The following is a 21,644-nucleotide window of genomic DNA, read 5'->3' on the forward strand; positions in this document are numbered from 1 at the left end:
TCATGGATATTCGTAAAATCAAGAAACTGATCGAACTGGTTGAAGAATCAGGCATTTCTGAACTGGAAATCTCTGAAGGCGAAGAATCGGTTCGCATCAGCCGTGCCGCACCGGCGCAGGCTTATCCCGTCATGCAGCAGGCCTACGCGATGCCGGCACAGCAGCAGCCAGCCCTGGCTAACGCCGTTGCCACCGCGCCTGCGGCAGAAACCCCTGCAGCACCGGCGGCCGTGAGTGGCCACGTCGTTCGTTCCCCAATGGTCGGTACCTTCTACCGCACCCCAAGCCCGGACGCGAAAGCCTTCGTGGAAGTGGGCCAGAAAGTGAACGCCGGCGATACCCTGTGCATCGTTGAAGCCATGAAAATGATGAACCAGATCGAAGCGGACAAGTCCGGCGTCGTGAAAGCCATCCTGGTGGAAAACGGCCAGCCGGTCGAATATGACGAGCCGCTGGTCGTCATCGAATAACGAGGCGCCCCCATGCTTGATAAAATTGTTATCGCCAACCGCGGCGAGATCGCGCTTCGCATCCTGCGCGCCTGTAAAGAATTGGGCATCAAGACCGTTGCGGTTCACTCCGCGGCCGACCGCGATCTGAAACACGTTCTGCTGGCCGACGAGACCGTCTGCATCGGTCCTGCGCCATCGGTAAAAAGCTACCTGAACATCCCGGCCATCATCTCGGCGGCGGAAATCACCGGCGCCGTGGCGATCCACCCGGGCTACGGCTTCCTGTCGGAGAACGCCGACTTCGCCGAGCAGGTTGAACGCTCCGGCTTCATCTTCATCGGCCCGAGAGCCGAAACCATCCGCCTGATGGGCGACAAGGTTTCCGCGATCAACGCCATGAAAAAAGCCGGCGTGCCGTGCGTACCGGGCTCCGACGGCCCGCTGACCGACGACATGGATAAAAACCGTGCCTTCGCCAAGCGCATCGGTTATCCGGTGATCATCAAGGCCTCCGGCGGCGGCGGCGGTCGCGGCATGCGCGTCGTGCGCAGCGACAAAGACCTTGAGCAGTCCATCAACATGACGAAAGCGGAAGCCAAAGCGGCTTTCAACAACGACATGGTGTACATGGAAAAATACCTGGAGAATCCGCGCCACATTGAGATTCAGGTATTGGCCGACGGCCAGGGCAACGCCATCTATCTGGCCGAGCGCGACTGCTCCATGCAGCGCCGCCACCAGAAAGTGGTCGAAGAGGCGCCGGCGCCGGGCATCACCAGCGAAATGCGTCGCTACATCGGCGAGCGCTGCTCGAAAGCCTGTGTGGAAATCGGCTACCGCGGTGCGGGCACCTTCGAGTTCCTGTATGAAAACGGCGAGTTCTATTTCATCGAAATGAACACCCGTATTCAGGTAGAACACCCGGTTACCGAAATGATCACCGGCGTGGATCTGATCAAAGAGCAGCTGCGCATCGCTGCCGGTCAGCCGCTGTCGATCAAACAGGAAGAAGTGAAGATCCACGGCCACGCGGTAGAATGCCGCATCAACGCCGAAGATCCGAACACCTTCCTGCCGAGCCCGGGCAAGATCACCCGCTTCCACGCGCCAGGCGGTTTCGGCGTGCGTTGGGAATCTCATATCTACGCCGGTTATACCGTACCGCCGTACTATGACTCCATGATCGGCAAGCTGATCACCTTCGGCGAAAACCGTGACGTGGCGATTGCCCGCATGAAGAACGCCCTGGCTGAACTGATCATCGACGGCATCAAAACCAACGTTGAGCTGCAGCAGAAGATCATGAACGACGAAAACTTCCAGCACGGTGGCACCAACATCCACTATCTGGAGAAGAAGCTGGGTCTGCAGGAAACCTAAGCAGGCACGCAGCATCGTCTGACGAAAGGCCGGTTAATCACCGGCCTTTTTCTTTGGCGCTGACGCCAGTAACGGCTTGGCAAAACGCCGTCATGCCGTAAAATTCCCTACCTTTGATGAATCCATCACCGTAAACCTATGGGAGACACGGATGGACAAACGCTTTATTCAGGCGCACCGCGAAGCGCGCTGGGCGCTGGGGCTGACGCTGCTCTACCTGCTGGCCTGGGGGCTGGCGGCCTACCTGCCGGACAGCGCCATCGGCGTCACCGGTCTGCCGCACTGGTTCGAAATGGCCTGCCTGCTGGTGCCGCTGCTGTTCATCGGCCTGTGCTGGCTGATGGTGCGCACGGTGTTCCGCGACATTTCGCTGGAGGACAGCGATGCAAACTGAAGTGATCCTGCCGCTGGTCGCCTACCTGTTGCTGGTGTTCGGCCTGTCGGTGTATGCCTATCGCCGCCGTCAGAACGGAAATTTCCTCAGCGAATACTTCCTCGGCAACCGCTCGATGGGCGGCTTTGTGCTGGCGATGACCCTGACCGCCACCTACATCAGCGCCAGTTCGTTTATCGGCGGGCCCGGCGCCGCCTACAAATACGGCCTGGGCTGGGTACTGCTGGCGATGATCCAACTGCCGGCGGTGTGGCTGTCGCTCGGCGTGCTGGGCAAGAAATTCGCTATCCTGGCGCGGCGCTACAACGCCATTACCCTCAATGACATGCTGTATGGCCGCTACCAAAGCCGCCTGTTGGTGTGGCTGGCCAGCCTCAGCCTGCTGGTGGCGTTCCTCGGCGCCATGACGGTGCAGTTCATCGGCGGCGCCCGCCTGTTGGAGACCGCTGCCGGCATTCCTTATGACACCGGCCTGCTGATCTTCGGCATCAGCATCGCGCTGTACACCGCCTTCGGCGGCTTCCGCGCCAGCGTGCTGAACGACGCCATGCAGGGGCTGGTGATGCTGCTTGGCACCGTGCTGTTGCTGGTGGCGGTGATCCATGCCGCCGGCGGACTGGACAGCGCAGTAAGCAAACTGCAGCAGATCGATCCGGCGCTGGTGTCGCCGCAGGGCGGCGATCAGATCCTCAGCCTGCCGTTTATGGCGTCATTCTGGATCCTGGTGTGCTTTGGGGTGATCGGCCTGCCCCACACCGCCGTGCGCTGCATCTCCTACAAGGACAGCAAGGCGGTGCATCGCGGCATTCTGCTCGGCACCGTAGTGGTGGCGGTGCTGATGTTCGGCATGCACCTGGCCGGCGCGCTCGGCCGCGCGGTATTGCCCGATCTCAAGATCCCCGATCAGGTGATCCCAACGCTGATGATCACCGTGCTGCCGCCGTACGCCGCCGGGATCTTTTTGGCGGCGCCGATGGCGGCGATCATGTCGACCATCAACGCCCAACTGCTGCAATCCTCCGCCACCATCATCAAGGATCTCTACCTGGGCGTGCGGCCGCAGCAGATCCACAACGAGCGATTGATCAAGCGCTTCTCCAGCCTGACCACGCTGATCCTCGGTCTGCTGGTGCTGCTGGCGGCCTGGCGGCCGCCTGAGATGATCATCTGGCTCAACCTGCTGGCTTTCGGCGGGCTGGAGGCGGTCTTCCTGTGGCCGCTGGTGCTGGGCCTGTATTGGGAACGCGCCAATGCACAGGGAGCGCTTAGCTCAATGGTGTCGGGTGCGGTATGCTATACGCTATTGGCCAGCTTCAACCTGCAACCGGCGGGGCTGCACCCTATCGTGCCTTCGCTGTTGCTCAGCCTGTTGGCGTTTTATCTCGGTAACGTCGTCGGCGAAAAGCGCCGGGCGGCGTCATCATTACCCTCTTGAAGAGAATTGCTATGCCTTGGATCCAACTCAAACTGAACACCACCGGCAGCCAGGCGGAAGACCTGAGCGACGCGCTGGTGGAAAGCGGCGCCGTGTCGGTGACCTTCCAGGACACCCACGACAATCCGGTGTTCGAACCCTTGCCGGGTGAAACCCTGCTGTGGGGCGATACCGATGTGATCGGCCTGTACGACGCCGAAACCGATATGGCCGAGGTGGTGGCGATGCTGGAACAGCACCCGCTGCTGGGCGCCGGTTTCCGCCACAAGATAGAACAGCTGGAAGACAAGGACTGGGAGCGCGAGTGGATGGACAACTTCCACCCGATGCGTTTCGGCGAGCGCTTGTGGATCTGCCCGAGCTGGCGTGACGTGCCCGATCCTGACGCGGTCAACGTGATGCTCGATCCGGGCCTGGCGTTTGGCACCGGCACCCACCCGACCACCGCGCTGTGCCTGCAGTGGCTGGACGGCCTCGATCTGGCCGGCAAAACCGTTATCGACTTCGGTTGCGGCTCCGGCATCCTGGCGATCGCCGCGCTGAAGCTGGGTGCGGCGCGCGCTATCGGCATCGACATCGATCCCCAGGCCATTCAGGCCAGCCGCGACAACGCGCAGCGTAACGGCGTTTCAGAGCGTCTGGAGCTGTATCTGCCGAAAGACCAGCCTGCCGACCTGCTGGCGGACGTGGTGGTCGCCAACATCCTCGCCGGCCCGCTGCGCGAGCTGGCGCCGCTGATCGGCTGTCTGCCGAAGGCCGGTGGCCATCTGGGGCTGTCCGGCGTGCTGGCCAGCCAGGCGAGCAGCGTAGCGGAAGCCTACGCAGAGAAGTTCACGCTCGACCCGGTCGCCGAGCGCGAAGAGTGGTGCCGCATTACCGGCCGCCGCAAGTAAGCGTCACGGTATAGTGCCCCTCTCGTCCACCGGCCCTGCGCCGGTGGATTTTTTTTGTCCGGCGATCGGCCCTCGGGCGGCACAAAATTTTATGCAATTTTTCGCCGCTCAACGACGGATCGCCCTGAGAATGCGCCTTCCAGGCAGGCTATCCCGGCAAAAATAGCGGGCGAATGCAGATAATATCCTGCGCAAAGGCGAATATTTTGCCGCACACAAAATAAGCACTTTTCGTCAACTTATTGTAAAATATATATAATATTTTTATGAATCGCCGCGTAGCGTATTTTCCGTCCTAATATCGGGCCAATTGGTTAAAGTTTGGCCTTTCATCTCGACGCAAAAATGCGTAATATACGCGCCCTTGCGGACACAGTATGGTCACTCTTTGTCTATGCGCATTGGACACCACCAGCTTACTAATTGCCTGATTGCGGCCCCGATGGCCGGTATTACAGATCGCCCGTTCAGAACCCTCTGTCATGCAATGGGTGCTGGGATGGCTGTATCCGAAATGCTCTCCTCCAACCCGGAGGTGTGGCGGACGGATAAGTCGCGTCTGCGTATGGTGCATAGCGATGAACCTGGGATCCGCTCCGTGCAAATTGCCGGATGCGATCCTGATGATATGGCCGCCGCCGCGCGTATCAACGTGGCCAGCGGCGCGCAGATCATCGACATCAACATGGGATGCCCGGCCAAAAAAGTGAACCGGAAGCTTGCCGGGTCCGCTTTGTTGCAGTACCCGGATCTGGTTAAACGGATCCTCCACGCGGTGGTCGACGCGGTGGATGTGCCGGTAACGCTGAAGATTCGCACCGGCTGGGCGCCAGAGCACCGTAACTGTGTAGAGATTGCCCAACTGGCCGAAGACTGTGGTATTCAGGCCCTGACGATTCACGGCCGAACCCGCGCCTGTCTGTTTAACGGCAACGCGGAATACGACAGCATTCGGGCAGTTAAGCAGAGTGTTTCCATTCCGATTATCGCGAATGGGGATATTACTGACCCGCATAAAGCCAGAGCAGTGCTCGACTACACCGGGGCCGATGCCCTGATGATAGGCCGCGCTGCTCAGGGGAGACCCTGGATCTTCCGGGAAATCCAGCATTATCTGGACACTGGGGAGTTGCTGCCGCCGATGCCGCTTGGCGAGGTGAAGCGCTTGTTGATTGGGCACATTCGGGAATTGCACGGCTTCTATGGCCAAGGCAAGGGATTCCGGATTGCTCGTAAGCACGTGTCCTGGTATCTCCAGGAACACGCTCCGAATGACCAGTTTCGGCGCACATTCAACGCCATAGAGGATGCCAGCGAACAGCTGGAGGCGTTGGAGGCATATTTCGAAAATCTTAGCGTAAAAAAAGAGCTGACAGAACTATGTTCGAACAACGCGTAAATTCTGACGTACTGACCGTTTCTACCGTTAACTCACAAGATCAGGTGACTCAAAAGCCTCTGCGTGACTCGGTTAAACAAGCACTGAAGAACTATTTTGCTCAACTGAACGGTCAAGACGTAAATGACCTGTATGAGCTGGTACTGGCTGAAGTTGAACAGCCACTGTTGGACATGGTGATGCAATACACCCGTGGCAACCAAACCCGCGCAGCCCTGATGATGGGCATCAACCGCGGCACGCTGCGCAAGAAGCTGAAAAAATACGGCATGAACTGATACTAGTCAGTTAACGTGTTGAAAAGGCGCTTTATCTCATTTGATAAGCGCCTTTTTCTTTGGGGCACGCCCGGTTTGCAGGCAATAAAAAAGGCCCAACGCGGCCCTTGGGGTAAAAAGCGGAGACCTTACTCGGTCGCTTTGTTTTTGAGGCTTTCCGCCCCTTGCTTGGTCTTGTCCCAAGCCTTCTCCGTACCCTGTTTGGTGGAGTGCCAGGCTTTTTGCGAGCCTTCGCTCACTTTACTGCCAACGCTATCGCTCTTGCCTTCGGCGGCGTGCTTGGCTTTCAGCTTCAGCTCTTCACCCTTGTCCTGAGACTGGTGCAGCTTTTCTTTGGCGGTATCCGCCCCTTTATGCGCCTCAGCGACAACCTCGTTGCTGGCGTGAGCGGCGGTGTTGGTCGCGGTTTCAGCAGCGAACACCGGGGAAGCGAGCAGCAGTGCAGACAAGGCAATGATTGATTTCTTCATAAGTCCCTCTTTTCTCAGATACGTGCCATTCGTCATGAAACAAGATGGCATGAAACGCCCCTTGAACGATTTAAGAATAGTACTAAAACCAAAAAAATCGATATAAAATTTTATTACAAACAGTTTTATTGATTTTTTATGCCACTAAGCAGCATGAGCGGGGAAAGCGCACGAAAAAGTTAAATTTTTCCTGTCACAAAACTATAATTTGTACGAATTTTTAACAAGCACTAACAGGGATGGATTCTATGGTTGCCGCGATCATTATCGGCATTTTTATCATCAGCTTCCTCTACGCACACTCCCGCGGCAAAGAGAAACAAAAGCTTACCCGTCAGCTGTTCGATCACTCCACGTTTATGGGGCCGATCAACATGTTTATGACCGGTTTCTCCCGTTTGCCCGCCAAACAGCCCTATTTCGACGAAAAAGGCTTCCCGGAGCTGCAGACGCTGACCGACAACTGGCAGACGATCCGCGAAGAAGCGGTGCGCCTGCAGGATCATATCAAAAAGGCGCAGTCGCATAACGATGCCGGCTTCAACACCTTCTTCAAACGCGGCTGGAAACGTTTCTATCTGAAATGGTACAGCGACAGTCACCCTTCGGCGCAGACGCTGTGTCCAAAAACCGTCGAGCTGCTCAACCGCATCCCGTCGGTCAAGGCGGCGATGTTCGCCGAGCTGCCGCCCGGCAGCCACCTGGGTAAACACCGCGATCCTTACGCCGGCTCGGTGCGCTATCACCTGGGGCTGATGACGCCCAACGACGATCGCTGCTTCATCGAAGTAGACGGCGAGCAGCACAGCTGGCGCGACGGCGAGGCGGTGATCTTCGACGAGACCTACGTGCACTGGGCGCAGAACGCCACCGATCAGACGCGCATCATTCTGTTTTGCGACGTCGAGCGGCCGATGAAATGGCGCTGGGCGCAGGCAGTCAACCACTGGGTCGGCGCTACGCTGATGTCGGCGGCCAGTTCGCCGAACGACGATCAGGACCGCACCGGCGGCATCAACCGCATCTTCAAATACGTCAACGCGGTGCGCGATGCCGGCCAACGCCTGAAAGCGCGCAACCGCCGCGGTTACTACCTGCTGAAATGGCTGGTGATCGCCGCGATCTTCGCCGCGATTATCATTCCCAGCCTGTAAAACGCGCCAATCCTCAACTCAGGGGCAACGCGAATGAGAATATTCGCATGCCCCTCTTCCGCCGCACCCCGTACCCTGTGTTAGCATAAGCATTCCTAGAGCCGCCTCCGCTGGCCAACAGCTATCCCTCCGAAGCCTGATAGCAGCGCAAACCGCCCTTCGAATGTAAATGTTTAGTCAATTATGGAATTCCGACTAAACCCTGGCCGTACCCGGGTGTCTGAGTAGTCGTATCGCTATCGAGTGGAACCTTTATGCGTTACAGCTTGCTGCCCCTTTTAACGTATAAAACGAGTTTCTATGAAATCAGCCAAAGCATTTCAACTGGCCTTGCTGCACCCGCGCTACTGGCTAACCTGGTTCGGCCTCGCTCTGCTGTTCCTGCTGGTACAGCTCCCCTATCCACTGCTCTACCGTCTGGGGGTGTGGATGGGACGCACCTCGATGCGTTTTCTCAAGCGCCGCGTCACCATCACCCGTCGCAACCTCGAGCTGTGCTTCCCCGAGATGGACGAAGCGCAGCGCGAGCGCAAAGTGGTGGGCAATTTCGAATCCCTCGGCATGGGCCTGCTGGAAACCGGCATGGCCTGGTTCTGGTCAGATAAACGCGTCAAGCGCTGGTTCAACGTCTCCGGCATCAACCACCTCAAAATGGCGCAGCGCGACGAGCGCGGCGTGCTGGTGATCGGCGTGCATTTTATGTCGCTGGAGCTGGGCGGCCGGGCGATGGGCCTGTGTCAGCCGATGATGGCGATGTACCGTCCGCATAACAACAAGGCGATGGAATGGGCGCAGACCAAAGGCCGCATGCGTTCCAACAAGGCGATGATCGATCGCAAGGATTTGCGCGGCATGGTGCATGCGCTCAAGCGCGGCGAGGCGGTGTGGTTCGCGCCGGATCAGGACTACGGCCCGCGCGGCAGCGTATTCGCGCCGCTGTTCGCCGTCGATAAGGCTGCCACCACCAGCGGCACCTTCATGCTGGCGCGCATGGCCAACCCGGCGCTGGTGCCGGTGGTGCTGATCCGCCGCGAGGGTGGCCGCGGCTACGACCTGCTGATCCAACCGGCTCTGGAAGACTATCCGCTCAGCGATGAACAGGCGGCGGCGGCTTACATGAACAAAGTGATCGAGAAAGAGATCATGCGGGCGCCGGAGCAATACATGTGGCTGCACCGCCGTTTCAAAACCCGACCGGCTGGCGCGCCCTCGCTGTACTGACCCTCTTTTTTCAGCCCGGCCAACGCCGGGCTTTTTTGTGCGCCGCGTTTAAAAAATCTGCGGCTCGGGCTCCCGCTTTCCTGTAATCTCCTTTTTTACCCGCACAGGAAAGGAAATGATGAAAGCTCAAGTCCGCATTGCTCTGGTCGGTGATTACAACCCGCAAGCCGTGGCCCACCAGGCTATCCCCGTGGCACTCCAGCTCACCGCCGCCCACCTCGACATCGACGTTCAGCCCCAGTGGCTCCCGACCGAAACCCTGACCTCCCCCGACGCGCTGCAAGATTTCGACGCCATCTGGGTAGTGCCAGGCAGCCCGTATCGTCACGACGACGGCGCGTTTATGGCGATCCGTCATGCGCGGGAAAACGACGTGCCGTTCCTCGGCTCCTGCGGCGGTTTTCAATACGCCATCGTCGAATACGCCCGCAATGTGATGGGCTGGCACGACGCCGGTCATGCGGAAACCGACAGCGGTGGCCGGCTGGTGATCGCCCCATTGAGCTGCTCGCTGGTGGAAAAAACCGGCGACATCGTTTTTCAGCCTGACACCCGCGTCGCGCAGGCCTACGGCAGCCTGAACGCCCATGAAGGCTACCACTGCAACTTCGGCGTGAATCCGGACTTCGTCGCCGATCTGCAGCATTTCCCGCTGATCATCAGCGGCCACGACACCGAAGGCGACGTACGCGCCATCGAACTGCCGGGCCGGCGTTTTTACGCCGCCACGCTTTTCCAGTCGGAACGCGCCGCGCTGCGCGGCGAGCTTTCACCGCTGGTGGTGGAACTCGTCAAAGCCGCCGCCAACGGGTAAACAAAGGTTCATCGGCGCCATCGGGGCGTTGTCACCGGATAAAAAAAACCCTCTTGCGAGGGCTTTCTGATCGTCTATCCCGCCGACTTACGCCTGTCCGAGATCGCGCAACGCCAGATTGAAGTGCTGGCCCAGCTCACGCCGGTGAACCGGATGCTCCATCATCGACACATGGTCGCCGTTGACCTGGCTGACGCGGACGGTCGCCGGCGGCAACAGCCTATCCCATCCCAGCGCGGAAGCGTCTTCGCGGCAATATCCCGCCTGCTTGATCTTCTGCCAGTACGCCTGGAACTGCTCGTTCTGCGAATTGGCGGAAACCTGCTCCTGCTTCGCCTTGAACAGATGGATCTTGAGCGATGCAGGCTGCACCTGAGTCGCCTCCACCAGCTTGGCGTAATGGTGTCGCTGTTGCCAGAGGGCCGCCTCGTCGGCCACTTCCGCACGCTGAGTCTTGATCCCGGCGCGTTGCACGGCCGCTATCGCCTCCGGTAGCGGCAGCTCGGCCAACTGCTGACAGAACTGCGGATCCGGCCTCTCCTGCGTGGATTCCACCCAGTTCAGCAACAGCTGGACCGGGCTGTGCATCGCCTCCACCGGCCGCAACGTGTCAATCAGCCCCAGGAAAGCGACCGCTTCCCCGCTCGATTGCAGTTGCTCGGCGATGGCATAGGCCAACACCCCGCCGGAAGAGTACCCCGCCAGATGGTAGGGCCCCTGCGGCTGCACTTCGCGAATCAACGCCACGGCGCTGGCGGCCATGTCGCTCATGGTCGCCGGCTTCTCCTCCACCGCCGGCCACGGCACAGCGTAGACCGGGAAGCTTTCATCGATCTCCTTGGCCAATTCAAATACATAAGAGTGATCGCCAAAGCCGGTCGGGACGAAGAACAGCGGCGGTCGGCTGCCGCTGCTGCGAGCCGGCACCGCTTTGCACAGCGGAGCCTCGGCGGTGCGACGATCGATCCGTTCGGCCAATTCGGCCAAGATCGGATGGTTGAAGATCGCCTGTACCGGCAAGGTGATGCCTTGCTGACGCAGTTGGCTGGAGAGACGCACCGCCAGCAGTGAATGGCCGCCGAGCTCGAAGAAATTGTCGTGGCGTCCTATCTGGCCAATCTCGAGCAGCTCGCACCATGCCCGCGCCAGCGTCGTTTCGGTCTCACCCTGAGGCGCCGCATACTCCCGAGCGCCGACTGCCGCACACTCCGGCTCCGGCAAGGCGCGCCGATCCAACTTACCGTTGGCGGTCAACGGCAGCGCATCCAGCCAGACATAAGCCGACGGCACCATGTACTCCGGCAACCGTTCGCTCAAATAGGCCCGCAACTGCCCTTGCAGCGCGCTGCGTTCCCCCTCGGCCGCCGGTACGATCCAGGCGACCAGACGCGGGTGGTGCTCCGTCGAACAAACCTGCACCACCGCTTCCCGCACCCACGGGCTCGCTGCCAGCTGCACCTCGATCTCGCCCGGTTCGATGCGGAACCCGCGCAACTTGACCTGCTGGTCGCACCGCCCTTGGTATTCAAGACAACCGTCCGGCAGATAACGCGCCAGATCGCCGGTACGATACATGCGGCCGCCGCCGACCGGGTTGAACGGATCGCTCAGGAAACGCTGCGCCGTCAGTTCCGGCCGGTTCAGGTATCCCAACGCCACCCCCACGCCGCCGATGTGCAGTTCTCCTATCGCCCCCATCGGCACCGGGCGCCCACGGGCGTCCAACAAGTACGTGCGGGTATTGCCGATCGGTTTACCAATCGGCAAACGCGCCTCCCCTTCGGCCCGCTCGATACGCGCCGTGGTCGCAAAGGTCGTGGTTTCCGTCGGCCCATAGGCATGGATCAGTTGCACCGGCCCTTGTTCTTGCAGCAACCGCGCATAAGCGCCCGGATCCTCTTTCTCCCCCCCGCTGATCAGATATTTCAGCTGCGCCAGCGCGCCGCTGATGCTGTGCACATACTGATTGAACAACGCGGTGGTCAAGAACAGCGTGGTGATGCGATGACGCTGCAGTTCGGCCGCCAGACGTTCGGCTTCCATCATGACCTCCGGCGCTATCACCACCAGCGCACCGCCGTTCAGCAGGGCCGCCCACACCTCCATCGTGCTGGCGTCAAACGCCGGGTTGGCGGCAAAGGCAACGCGGTCTTCAGCGTCAAAGGCGGCGTAGCGATTGTTGCGCACCAAACGAGTAATGCCCTGGTGCGGCGTCATGACCCCTTTCGGCGTACCGGTCGAACCGGAGGTATACATGATGTAGGCCGTCGTGCCGCTCGACAATCGCAACGCCGGATTACCGTCATTGCCTTCGCAATCCTCGACCGGCAGCTGCGGAATGCCCTCATTGCCGGCGGTCTCTGCCAGCATCAGACACGCGCCGCTGTCATTGACGATCCACGCCTGACGCGCGGTCGGCAGTTGCGGATCGAGGGGCACATACGCCGCACCGGCCTTGACGATCGCCAGTTGGGCGCAAACCAGTTCGATGCTGCGCGTCAGCCGCACCGCGACCCGATCGCCCGGTTGTACGCCGCGCTCAATCAGCCGGTGCGCCAACCGGTTAGCGCGCGCATTCAACTGCGCGTAACTGAGCTGCCGCTCCCCCTGGATCACGGCGACGGCCTGTGGCGTCAACTGCGCCTGTTGTTCAAACAGTTCGTGCACGCAGGTATCCGCCGGGTAAGGTTCCGTCGTATGATTCCAGCTGCACAGCTGCAGCGCATACTCCTCATCCGGCATCACGTCCAGTTCGCAGATCGGTGTCTGCGGCGCCTCTTCCAGCGCCTGCGCCAAGGCGCTCAACGCCTGCGCCATGTAACCGCACACGCGCAGCGCTTCAATCGGCTGTCTGACCTGCGCCGTCAGGCCCAACGAATCGCCGCCGTCCTCGACCGACAACACGAACGGATAGTTGGTGCGTTCCTGGCTATCCAACAGCGTCACGCCGGCCGGCAAGGCAGTCTCCTCGCCGCTGTTATGCCGATAGTTCAGCAGGGCGCTGAACAGCGGCGTGCCCGCGGCGACGCCGCTGCAGCGCTGCGCCAAGGCCAGCGGCGCATGCTCATGGGCCAGCAGTCCGCTCAGCCGGATATGCGCCTGCAACGCCGCCGATTCTGCGCCAACCTCATTGACATCCAGCCGCAGCGGCAAGGTGTTGATAAACAGTCCGAGCGCCCGTTCCGCCCCGTCTCCGGCCTGCATGCGGCCCAGCAACACGGTGCCGAACACCACCTCATCGCGGCCGGTGGCGCGCGCCAGCACCTGCGCCCAGGCCAGATGGCACAGACTGGCCAGGCTGACGCCCATCCGTCGCGCCTGCCGCCGCAGCTGCTGATTGAGCGCATGCGGCAATGCCAGGTGCGCCGTCGAGATATCTCGCCCTTCGCCATGCACATCGCTCAGGCCGAACGGCAGCGACGGTTCATCGATATCCGCCAGCAGAGTGCGGAAGAACTGCTCGTGTTCAGCGTTGCTGACGCCGAGCCGCGCCTGCGCCACCGCGTTGCGGAACGGCGGCGCCTTGGCCAATTCGTCTCCGCGTCCGGCCAGGATCAGATTGATTTCCTCCTGCATCACCGCCAGGGTCGAGTGGTCGCCGATCAGGTGATGCCACTGCTGGAGCACACACCAACTGCCCTCCTCTTCCCGTGCAGCGACAAAGCTCAGTAACGGCGCGCGCGTCAGGTCTGGCCGTACGCGGCGCGGATCAAACAACGCCGTCAGCCGCGAACCGATATCGCCCTGCGCCGGATCGAGCCGCAGTTCTTGCAGCGACAACTCGGCCTTGCGCCACACCACCTGCACCGGCGAAGACACGCCCTGGGTGATGAACGCGGTGCGCAGAATGTCATGGCGGTCGATCACCTGCTGCATCGCCGCCAGCCAGGCATCCAGACGCGCACGGCTGTCGAAACGCAGCACCGCGGACAGCTGGTACGGATCGCCCTGCTCCGCCAGCAGATGGTGGAACAAAATCCCCTCCTGCAGCGGCGACAAAGCGTAGATGTCCTGTACGTTGGCCACACCGCCCGGCACCTGCGCCACCACCGCGTCGATCTCCGGCTGGCTCAGCGCCGCCAGCGGCAACATCTCCGGCGTAATGGAAGCGCAACCCGGTTGGATACCGTTGGCCGGCACGCTCACCTCTTGCTGCGTGACCAATGTCTGCGCCAACGTCGACAGCGTCGGCGCGGTGAACAGCGTTTGTACCCCGGCGCTCAACCCCACACGGCGCAGCTGCGCCATCAGTTTGACCGCCAGCAACGAATGGCCACCCAGTTCGAAGAAGTTATCGTGACGTCCTACACGCTCAATGACCAGCAACTCGCGCCAGATCCCCGCCAGCAGCGTTTCCAGCTCGCCTTCCGGTTCGGCGTAAACCTCACGCACGTAGGCGTCCTCTTGCGGCTCAGGCAGCGCGCGCCGATCCAACTTGCCGTTCGGCGTCAGCGGCAGCGTATCCAGCGCAACCCAGGCCGTCGGCAGCATAAACTCCGGCAACATGCCCGCCAGATACTGCCGCAGCGTCACCGCCAACGTCTGACGGTCCGCTTCAGCCTCCGGCACCACCCACGCCACCAGCCGTTTATTGTTCGCTTCGCCGAGGACATCCACCACCGCTTCGCGCACCGCCGGATGACCAGCCACTCGCGCCTCGATTTCACCGCATTCGATGCGGAAGCCTCGAATTTTCACCTGCCGATCGTTACGGCCTTGGTAGTCGATATTGCCGTCCGGCAGGTAGCGCGCCAGGTCGCCGGTACGATAGATCCGGTCTCCGGGATTGAAGGGATCCGCCAGGAACCGTTCTGCCGTCAGTTCGGCGCGATTGAGATAACCCAATGCCACGCCGGCACCGCCGATATAGAGCTCACCGGTGGCCCCGAGCGGCACCGGCTGCAAATGCTCATCCAGCAGATAGATGTGCGTATTGCCGATCGGCCGGCCGATCGGCAGGCGTTGCCATGGCCCCACTTGTTCAACTATCGCCGCAGTGGCGATAACGGTGCCTTCCGTCGGCCCATAGGCATTGACCAGACGCACCGGCCCCGCCTCTTTCAGCATACGAGCAAAGGCGTGCGGATCCGCGGCTTCACCGCCGCTGATCAGATATTTCAGCTGCGCCAACGTCGCGGCGATGCTATGGACATATTGGTTAAACAACGACGTGGTCAGGAACAAGACGTTAATCTCTTGCCGCACCAGCGCTGCCGCCAACGCATCGGCATCCGTCAACACCTCCGGCGCAATGATCGCCAGACTGGCGCCATTGAGCAACGCGCCCCACATTTCCAACGTGCTGGCGTCGAATGCCGGATTAGCGGCGAAAGCAAAGCGATCGCCGCGTTCGAACGCCGCAAACCGATTGTTAATCGCCAGTCGGAGGATGCCTTGATGCGTCACCATCACGCCTTTAGGCGTGCCGGTCGAGCCCGAGGTATACATGATGTAAGCCGGTGCGTCGCCGGCGCGAGCCACCGCCGGATCGTGGGTCGGATCCTGCCGCAGACGATCGATACGCAGACATTCGATCTCGCCGGCTATCTCGCGATCGAGATCGCGATCGCACAGGATCAACGTCGTTCCGCTGTCGCCGATGATCCACGCCTGCCGCGCAACAGGCAGGTGCGGATCGAGCGGCACATAAGCGGCGCCCGCCTTGAGGATCGCCAACTGGGCAATGACCAGAGAGAAACTGCGTTCGAGCGACGTGGCCACGCGGTCGCCGGGGCGTACACCCTGTCCGATAAGTTGGTGTGCCAGTTGGTTAGCGCGGGCGTTCAATTGCGCGTAGCTAAGGCTGTCCGCCTCGTTTACCAACGCGATGGCATCCGGCGTACGCCGCGCCCACTGTTCAAACTGGGCGTGAACAGGGTTCTGCGCCGGATAAGCTTCCGCGGTTCGGTTCCAGCCATACAACAGCAGTTCGCGCTCAGCGGCCGGCAGCAGATCGATATGCGAAGCAGACTGCGAAGCGTTTGTCGCCATCGCCCGCAGCACCTGCACCAGATAGGCGCCGTAACGCTCGGCGGTGGCGCGATCGAACAACGCCGTGGCGAAGTTCAGCGTGCCGCTGATGCCTTCGCCGGTATCGGCCAGATCGAGCGTCAAATCATACTTGGCGATCCGATAGCCCAACTCGGCGCTCTCGGCCTGCAGTCCAGGCAGCGGAATATTGCGCACCGAGCCGTCCTGCCAGGCCAGCATCACCTGGAACAGTGGGGTATAGCCCAGATGGCGCGGCGGGTTGACCAGCTCCACCACCTGCTCGAACGGCAGATCGCGGTTTTCCTGCGCCGCCAGCACTGTGTGGCGGATCCGTTCGAGCAGCGTCGGCAGATCCGGATCGTCGCGAAGATCGATGCGCAGCGCCAGCGTGCTGACGAAGAAACCGACCAGCGATTCGGTTTCCAGCCGGCCGCGGTTGGCCTCCGGCGTGCCGATCACCAGCTCCTGCTGTCCGGCCATGCGCGCCAGCACCAGGCTCCAGGCCGCCAGCACCGTCATAAACAGCGTGCCGCCATGCTGTCGGCTGAATTGACGCAGCGCCTGCGTCAACTCGGCGTCGATCGCGATCGGCACTTCTGCGCCGCTGAAAGACTGTACCGTCGGACGCGGCCGGTCGGTCGGCAACGTCAGCAGCGCCGGCGCATCGCTCAGCGTTTCACGCCAGTATTGCGCCTGCGCCGCCAGCCGTTCCGGCGTCAGGTAGCGACGCTGCCAGGCTGCGTAATCCGGGTATTGCAAGGTCGGCGGCGGCAGCGGATCGGCCTCGCCTCGACGGAAAGCGCCGTACAGCGCGCCCAATTCGCGCAGCAGTATGCCGGTAGACCAGCCGTCGGAGACGATGTGATGGCAGGTGAGCAGGAACAGATGCTCCTCATCCGCCAGGCGGAGCAGCGCGGCGCGCACCAGCGGCCCCTGCGTCAAATCGAACGATTGAGTGGCCGCCTGACGACACAGCGTTTCAGCCTGCGCGGGGTGACGTCGCAGATCGTGGAACGCAAGCGGTAACCCGTTTGCCGGCAAAATCTGTACCTGTGGCCGATCTTCCCGGGTGATGAACCGGCTGCGCAGCGATTCGTGGCGCGCATAGAGCGCGTCCAGCCCCTGTTGCAACGCCTGCCGGTCCAACCGACCGCGCAGCCGCAACGCCAGCGGGATATGGTAGGTTTCGCTCATCCCCTCCAACTGGGTCAGGAACCACAGACGCTGCTGAGCAAACGACAGCGGCAATTCCCCATCGCGCGCCACCGGCAGCATCGGGATCGATTCCTGCGTCGGCGCAACCTGCAGCGCCTGGGCCAACACGTGCAACACCGGACTGGCGAACAGCGCCTGCAACGGCAGCTGCCATCCGGCCTGTTGCACGCGGTTCGCCAGGCGCACCGCCATCAGCGAATGCCCGCCCAGTTCGAAGAAGTGGTCGTAACGGCCAATCCGTTCTACGCCCAACAGCTCATGCCAGATAGCCGCCAACAGATTTTCTGCCTCGCCCTGCGGCGGCGCATAGGCCTCGCGCGCACAGGCGTCGACCTGCAGCACCGGCAGGGCGCGCTTGTCCAATTTGCCGTTGCCGGTCAGCGGCAACGCCTCCAGCCAAACGTAAGCCGCCGGCACCATATAGTCCGGCAACCGCGCCTGCAGATGCCGGCGCAATTCGGTCGCCAGCGTAGCGCGTTCCGTCTCCGGCGCCGGAACCACCCACGCCACCAGTCGCTTATTCCCGTCGCCATCGTCGATAGCGTCCACGGCTACGCTGCGCACGCGCGGATCGGCGCTCAGCTGCGCTTCCACCTCACCGCACTCGATGCGGAAGCCGCGGATTTTCACCTGCTGGTCGTTGCGCCCCAGGTATTCGATATCCCCCCCCGGCAGATAGCGCGCCAGATCGCCGGTGCGATACATGCGCGCACCCGGCGCCCGGTTGAAAGGGTCTTCGAGAAAACGTTCCGCCGTCAATTCGGGCCGGTTCAGGTACCCTCGCGCCACCCCTTCACCGCCGACGTACAGTTCGCCGATCGCCCCCATCGGCACCGGTTCGCCATCGCCGCCCAGCAGATACAGCCGCAAATCCGGAATACGGCAGCCGATCGGGCTGGCGACGATCGCCGTATCCTGCGCCGACAGCGGCCGGTACGTCACGTGCACCGTGGTTTCGGTGATGCCGTACATGTTGACCAATCGCGTCTGCCGGTTCTCTGGACGAGCAAACCACGGCGCGAGATCGGAAGGCTTCAGCATTTCACCACCGAACACGATCTCGCGCAGCTGATGGCGCGCTTCGCTGTGTGCCTGAGCCTGGATAAAGGCTTTGAAGGCGCTCGGCGTCTGATTCAGTACCGTGATGCCGCTGCGGCAGACGAAATGATAAAAGTCCGGCGCCGAACGGGCGCTCTCCTGCGGTACGATGAACAGCTGGCCGCCATACAACCAGGCGCCCCAGATCTCCCAAACCGAAAAGTCGAAGGCGAATGAGTGGAACAGGCACCACTTGTCGGCGGCGCTGAAGTTAAACCAGGCGTTGGTGGCGCTGAACAAGCGCGCGACCTGGCGATGCTCCACCATGACCCCTTTCGGTTTGCCGGTCGAACCGGAGGTGTAAATCACATACGCCAGGTGTGATGGCCGCACCTCGACGTCCTGCAGATCGTCGCTTTTCCCCGTCAACGGCTGTTCCAGCGCCAATACCGGCACCTCGCAGCCGCCCAGCGCTTGCCTGCCAAGTTCATCCGCCAACAGCAGCACCGGCGCGGAGTCCGCCAGGATGTACTGTAGCCGCTCTCCGCTATAGGCGGGATCCAACGGCACATAGGCGCCGCCGGCTTTGAGGATCCCCAGCAACCCGGCCAGCATCGGCAGACCGCGTCCGGCGCACAGCGCCACCAGACTGTCCGGTTGTACGCCAAGCTCTACCAGCCGATGGGCCCATCGGTTCGCCCAGGTATTCAATTCAGCGTAAGTCAGGCTGTCGTCGCCGTATGTCATCGCCGTCGCATCTGGCGTGCGTTTGACCTGCGCTTCGAACAGCCGATGCAGACACGCCGCCGGCGAGTGCGAAGCAACGGTGTGATTGAGGCTCTGCAGCAACTGCGTGCGTTCTTCCTCGGAAACCAGATTGAGTTCGCCGATGGTGCGACGATGAGAGCCCGCTCTCACCGCGTCGTTGAGCAGCATCAGCAGATGTTGCGTCGCACGCAACATCTGTTCGTCAGCCACTGAGGCGGCGTCGTATACCCAACGGAAGGCGCCGTCAGCCTTGCAGATTTGCAATACCGCGCGCGAGCCGGAAGCCATGATGGCAGCCAAGCCCTCGTCTTCAGGCTGCAACCCTGTCTCTGAACGCCGGCTGACGATCGATACCGCCGTCGGCCAAGCTTGGGGCGCCCGCAGATCCGCATCGCCCGTCAGCAACGCGGGATGATAATCAGCATGAGCGCGCAACCGGCCGTATTCTTGTTCCAGCGCGGCCAATGCCTGCTGGAAATTGTAGGAGTGATCAACTGAGACCTGCAGCGGCAGCACGCGCGCGCTCAGGTGAGCCCAACGTCCCCAATCCCGATCGTTCGACGTAATCCAACCCAGCTGAAAATCGGTTTCATTACACATGCGCGCCAGATAGAGGGTTGCTGCCGCCAGCACCTGCTCGCCGGCAATCTTTTCCAGGCGCTGCCAGGCCGTGGCCTGCCAGCGTGCGGGAAGGTCCGCCCGGCGGTCAGGCCCTGGCGGGAACGGCGCCGGATAAAAGCGTGTCAGACGCGGTTGCCAGAAAGCGGCGCTGTCAGCGCTGGCGCCATACGCCGCGCCTAACAGCGAAGCTTCGGCATCGCTAAGCGTCGGCAAGACCGAGCCGACAGACAGGCCGCAGGCCTGCGCCAGCGCATCACCCGGCTGAATCGAGTCGTCGGCGCGCAAGAACGGCCCGACGCGCACCACGCCGGGATGCGCGGCGATCTCCCAGCCGTCGGTCTCGATGCGCAGCAGGGTGCCGGGTTCGGCCTGGCGTTCATCGCTCACCGCCAGCAGCGTCGTCACGCCCAGCACGCGCTCCGCCAACAGTATCTTCGTCGCGCATCCCGCGCCATGGCTCAGCGAGCTCACCAGGCGCTGCAGCGCCTGAGCCGGGCGATCCCAACGGATGATGCCGCCGGCAGGCGGTTGCCGCCGGTTGGCGTAAAAGCTGCCGCCGGCCTCGGCATCCGCCAACGTCGCCACTTGCCGATCCAACGCTTCGATCGTTCCCGTCGTTGAAGCGTTCAGCGCGCGTAAAATGAACTGGAAACGACGCTGCAAAACATCCAGATCGTCTAATGAATTTGCATAGGCGGCGTCAGAAAAAGTGACGTCCAGTTCATTCGCCTGCTGGTCTTCATACAGCATAATCTGTAGATCGCCGGACGGAATATTGCCACCGTAATACCAACGGGTGCGGCATCCCCAGAAAGGATCGCCGTGGTCGAAAGAAACGATGTTAATTGAAGGGCCAAACCAGGCGGAATCCGTCGCGCCATTATCACGCCGAATATCCTCCCCGCGATATAATTGATGGCGAACCACTTTCGCTATTTCAGCCGCCACTTTCTGGATAAATTCAGCCAGACTTAGTTGAGGTTCAACCTTAATAATCAAAGGGACAACGTTAGAGGTCATACCAATACTGTTTCGTTCCCTTGTCCCGGTCACCGGCATGCTGAAATTAAGATATTCGCTGCCGGTTAAGCTGTAGAAACATAATGCTACGGCGGCGGCCAATATATGCGCACGGTGTACGCCGATATTGTCGGCCTGCCGCTGCAGCCGATCCAGGGCGTCTTTTTCCAGCAGCTGCGTGTTGTGGTGCATCGCAGCGTCCGGCGTCAATACGGCCCTGCGTGACAAGCTCTGCGGCGTGGCGGCGGTGTATTCCCGCCAAAACGCCTGATCGGAAGAAAAGCGCGAAGAGTCGCGGTACTTGATGTCGTTTTCATACAGCAGAGAGAAATTGCAGTTGGCGAATTCAGGGATGACGCCGCCGGACGCCAGCGCGTTATAGTAAGCCGCGATGCGCCGCATCACTTCCTCAGCGCTGCGGCCGTCGGTGATCATATGGTGGAAACGGCGATAGAGGATGTAGCGCTGCGGTGCGAGCGTAATGACATAAAAACTAAAAGGTTCTTCTCCCGTAGCGCGGCGCGGCAGCGCCGAATCCGCCACCATCCAACGTCTGGCCGCCTGCAGAGGATCGGGTTCCTTGCTGAGATCGAGCGTGAACAGCGGCTCATGTGTACGTGGCGCGCGGTATTGATAAAGCTCACCGTCTTTTTCCACAAAATGCGCTTGCAGAGCCGGCGTTTCTTCGACGATGGCGTCGATGGCTTGCCGCAGCAGTTTAACGTTGAGCGGCCCGTCGACCTGTCCGTAGCCCCAGATATTGAACGACAAATCTTTGGAGATGTTTTCCCCCAGCCAGAGTTCACGCTGGGCGGTTGTTATTTCATGCAGCTCAACTTTCTCCGTTGCGGCCTGAGACCCTGCACGGAATTCCCCACTCTTCACATCAGTTTGTTTGTTCATAATATTCTCTAGCACGTTTTCATTACGTTAATGAAATAGACCGTCAGGATTTAGGCAAAGACAGGCCGCCCGACAGTTCAAGTCAGAATAAAAAAACCGTAGAAAAGCTGGGTCTCCCCCAACTAAGAAAGGATAAAATGGCTAATCCAGAGGTCCCCCCTGTGCCTCAATTTGCTGAGCTGTGAAGTATAGGAGAGG

General features: G+C 61.0%; 12 protein-coding genes. 10 read left to right on the forward strand and 2 right to left on the reverse strand.

Features of this window, described 5'->3' with window-relative positions; translation table 11 throughout:
- Nucleotides 1-2: 2 nt before the first annotated feature.
- The 7 genes from accB (at nucleotide 3) to fis (ending at nucleotide 6,231) form a co-directional block, all read left to right on the forward strand.
- Nucleotides 3-470, forward strand: a complete 468-nt coding sequence (accB, locus tag ACJ8J1_RS18275) for an acetyl-CoA carboxylase biotin carboxyl carrier protein (RefSeq protein ID WP_033636178.1) — start codon at nucleotides 3-5, stop codon at nucleotides 468-470.
- A 12-nt stretch (nucleotides 471-482) separates the two neighbouring features.
- Complete coding sequence (gene accC / locus ACJ8J1_RS18280; RefSeq protein ID WP_019453177.1) at nucleotides 483-1,832, forward strand: acetyl-CoA carboxylase biotin carboxylase subunit; 1,350 nt, start codon at nucleotides 483-485, stop codon at nucleotides 1,830-1,832.
- Nucleotides 1,833-1,983: 151 nt separating this feature from the next.
- Nucleotides 1,984-2,226 (forward strand): YhdT family protein, encoded by a 243-nt coding sequence (locus ACJ8J1_RS18285; protein WP_033644445.1) that lies wholly within the window; start codon nucleotides 1,984-1,986, stop codon nucleotides 2,224-2,226.
- Complete coding sequence (gene panF / locus ACJ8J1_RS18290; RefSeq protein ID WP_004936863.1) at nucleotides 2,216-3,661, forward strand: sodium/pantothenate symporter; 1,446 nt, start codon at nucleotides 2,216-2,218, stop codon at nucleotides 3,659-3,661. Before ACJ8J1_RS18285 ends, panF begins: the two co-directional genes overlap by 11 nt.
- Before the next feature lie 11 nt (nucleotides 3,662-3,672).
- Nucleotides 3,673-4,554, forward strand: coding sequence for a 50S ribosomal protein L11 methyltransferase (prmA, locus tag ACJ8J1_RS18295; protein WP_033644444.1), 882 nt, complete (start codon nucleotides 3,673-3,675; stop codon nucleotides 4,552-4,554).
- Nucleotides 4,555-4,948: 394 nt separating this feature from the next.
- Entirely contained in the window at nucleotides 4,949-5,953 is a 1,005-nt protein-coding gene (gene dusB / locus ACJ8J1_RS18300; protein WP_033644443.1) for a tRNA dihydrouridine synthase DusB, read from the forward strand.
- The gene (fis, locus tag ACJ8J1_RS18305; protein ID WP_000462905.1) at nucleotides 5,935-6,231 is read left to right on the forward strand and encodes a DNA-binding transcriptional regulator Fis; all 297 of its coding nucleotides are present in this window, start codon (nucleotides 5,935-5,937) and stop codon (nucleotides 6,229-6,231) included. The genes dusB and fis overlap by 19 nt, the downstream gene beginning before the upstream one ends.
- A gap of 128 nt (nucleotides 6,232-6,359) precedes the next feature.
- Here the strand turns inward: fis and ACJ8J1_RS18310 are convergent, their stop codons facing one another.
- Entirely contained in the window at nucleotides 6,360-6,701 is a 342-nt protein-coding gene (locus tag ACJ8J1_RS18310; protein ID WP_033644442.1) for a hypothetical protein, read from the reverse strand.
- Between the two features lie 248 nt (nucleotides 6,702-6,949).
- Here ACJ8J1_RS18310 and lpxO point away from each other — a divergent pair, with 248 nt between their 5' ends.
- The 3 genes from lpxO to ACJ8J1_RS18325 all read left to right on the forward strand — a co-directional run bounded on the left by lpxO (nucleotide 6,950) and on the right by ACJ8J1_RS18325 (nucleotide 9,890).
- The gene (gene lpxO / locus ACJ8J1_RS18315; RefSeq protein ID WP_033651231.1) at nucleotides 6,950-7,855 is read left to right on the forward strand and encodes a lipid A hydroxylase LpxO; all 906 of its coding nucleotides are present in this window, start codon (nucleotides 6,950-6,952) and stop codon (nucleotides 7,853-7,855) included.
- 300 nt (nucleotides 7,856-8,155) lie between these two features.
- Nucleotides 8,156-9,076, forward strand: a complete 921-nt coding sequence (gene lpxP / locus ACJ8J1_RS18320) for a kdo(2)-lipid IV(A) palmitoleoyltransferase (RefSeq protein ID WP_033644438.1) — start codon at nucleotides 8,156-8,158, stop codon at nucleotides 9,074-9,076.
- A gap of 115 nt (nucleotides 9,077-9,191) precedes the next feature.
- Entirely contained in the window at nucleotides 9,192-9,890 is a 699-nt protein-coding gene (locus ACJ8J1_RS18325; protein WP_422663705.1) for a CTP synthase C-terminal region-related (seleno)protein, read from the forward strand.
- An 87-nt stretch (nucleotides 9,891-9,977) separates the two neighbouring features.
- Here ACJ8J1_RS18325 and ACJ8J1_RS18330 read toward each other — a convergent pair whose 3' ends face one another.
- Nucleotides 9,978-21,446 (reverse strand): amino acid adenylation domain-containing protein, encoded by an 11,469-nt coding sequence (locus ACJ8J1_RS18330; RefSeq protein ID WP_442520417.1) that lies wholly within the window; start codon nucleotides 21,444-21,446, stop codon nucleotides 9,978-9,980.
- Between the last annotated feature and the right edge of the window lie 198 nt (nucleotides 21,447-21,644).

The organism is Serratia sp. CY37869, from assembly GCF_052168895.1.
GTDB lineage: Bacteria > Pseudomonadota > Gammaproteobacteria > Enterobacterales > Enterobacteriaceae > Serratia > Serratia ureilytica.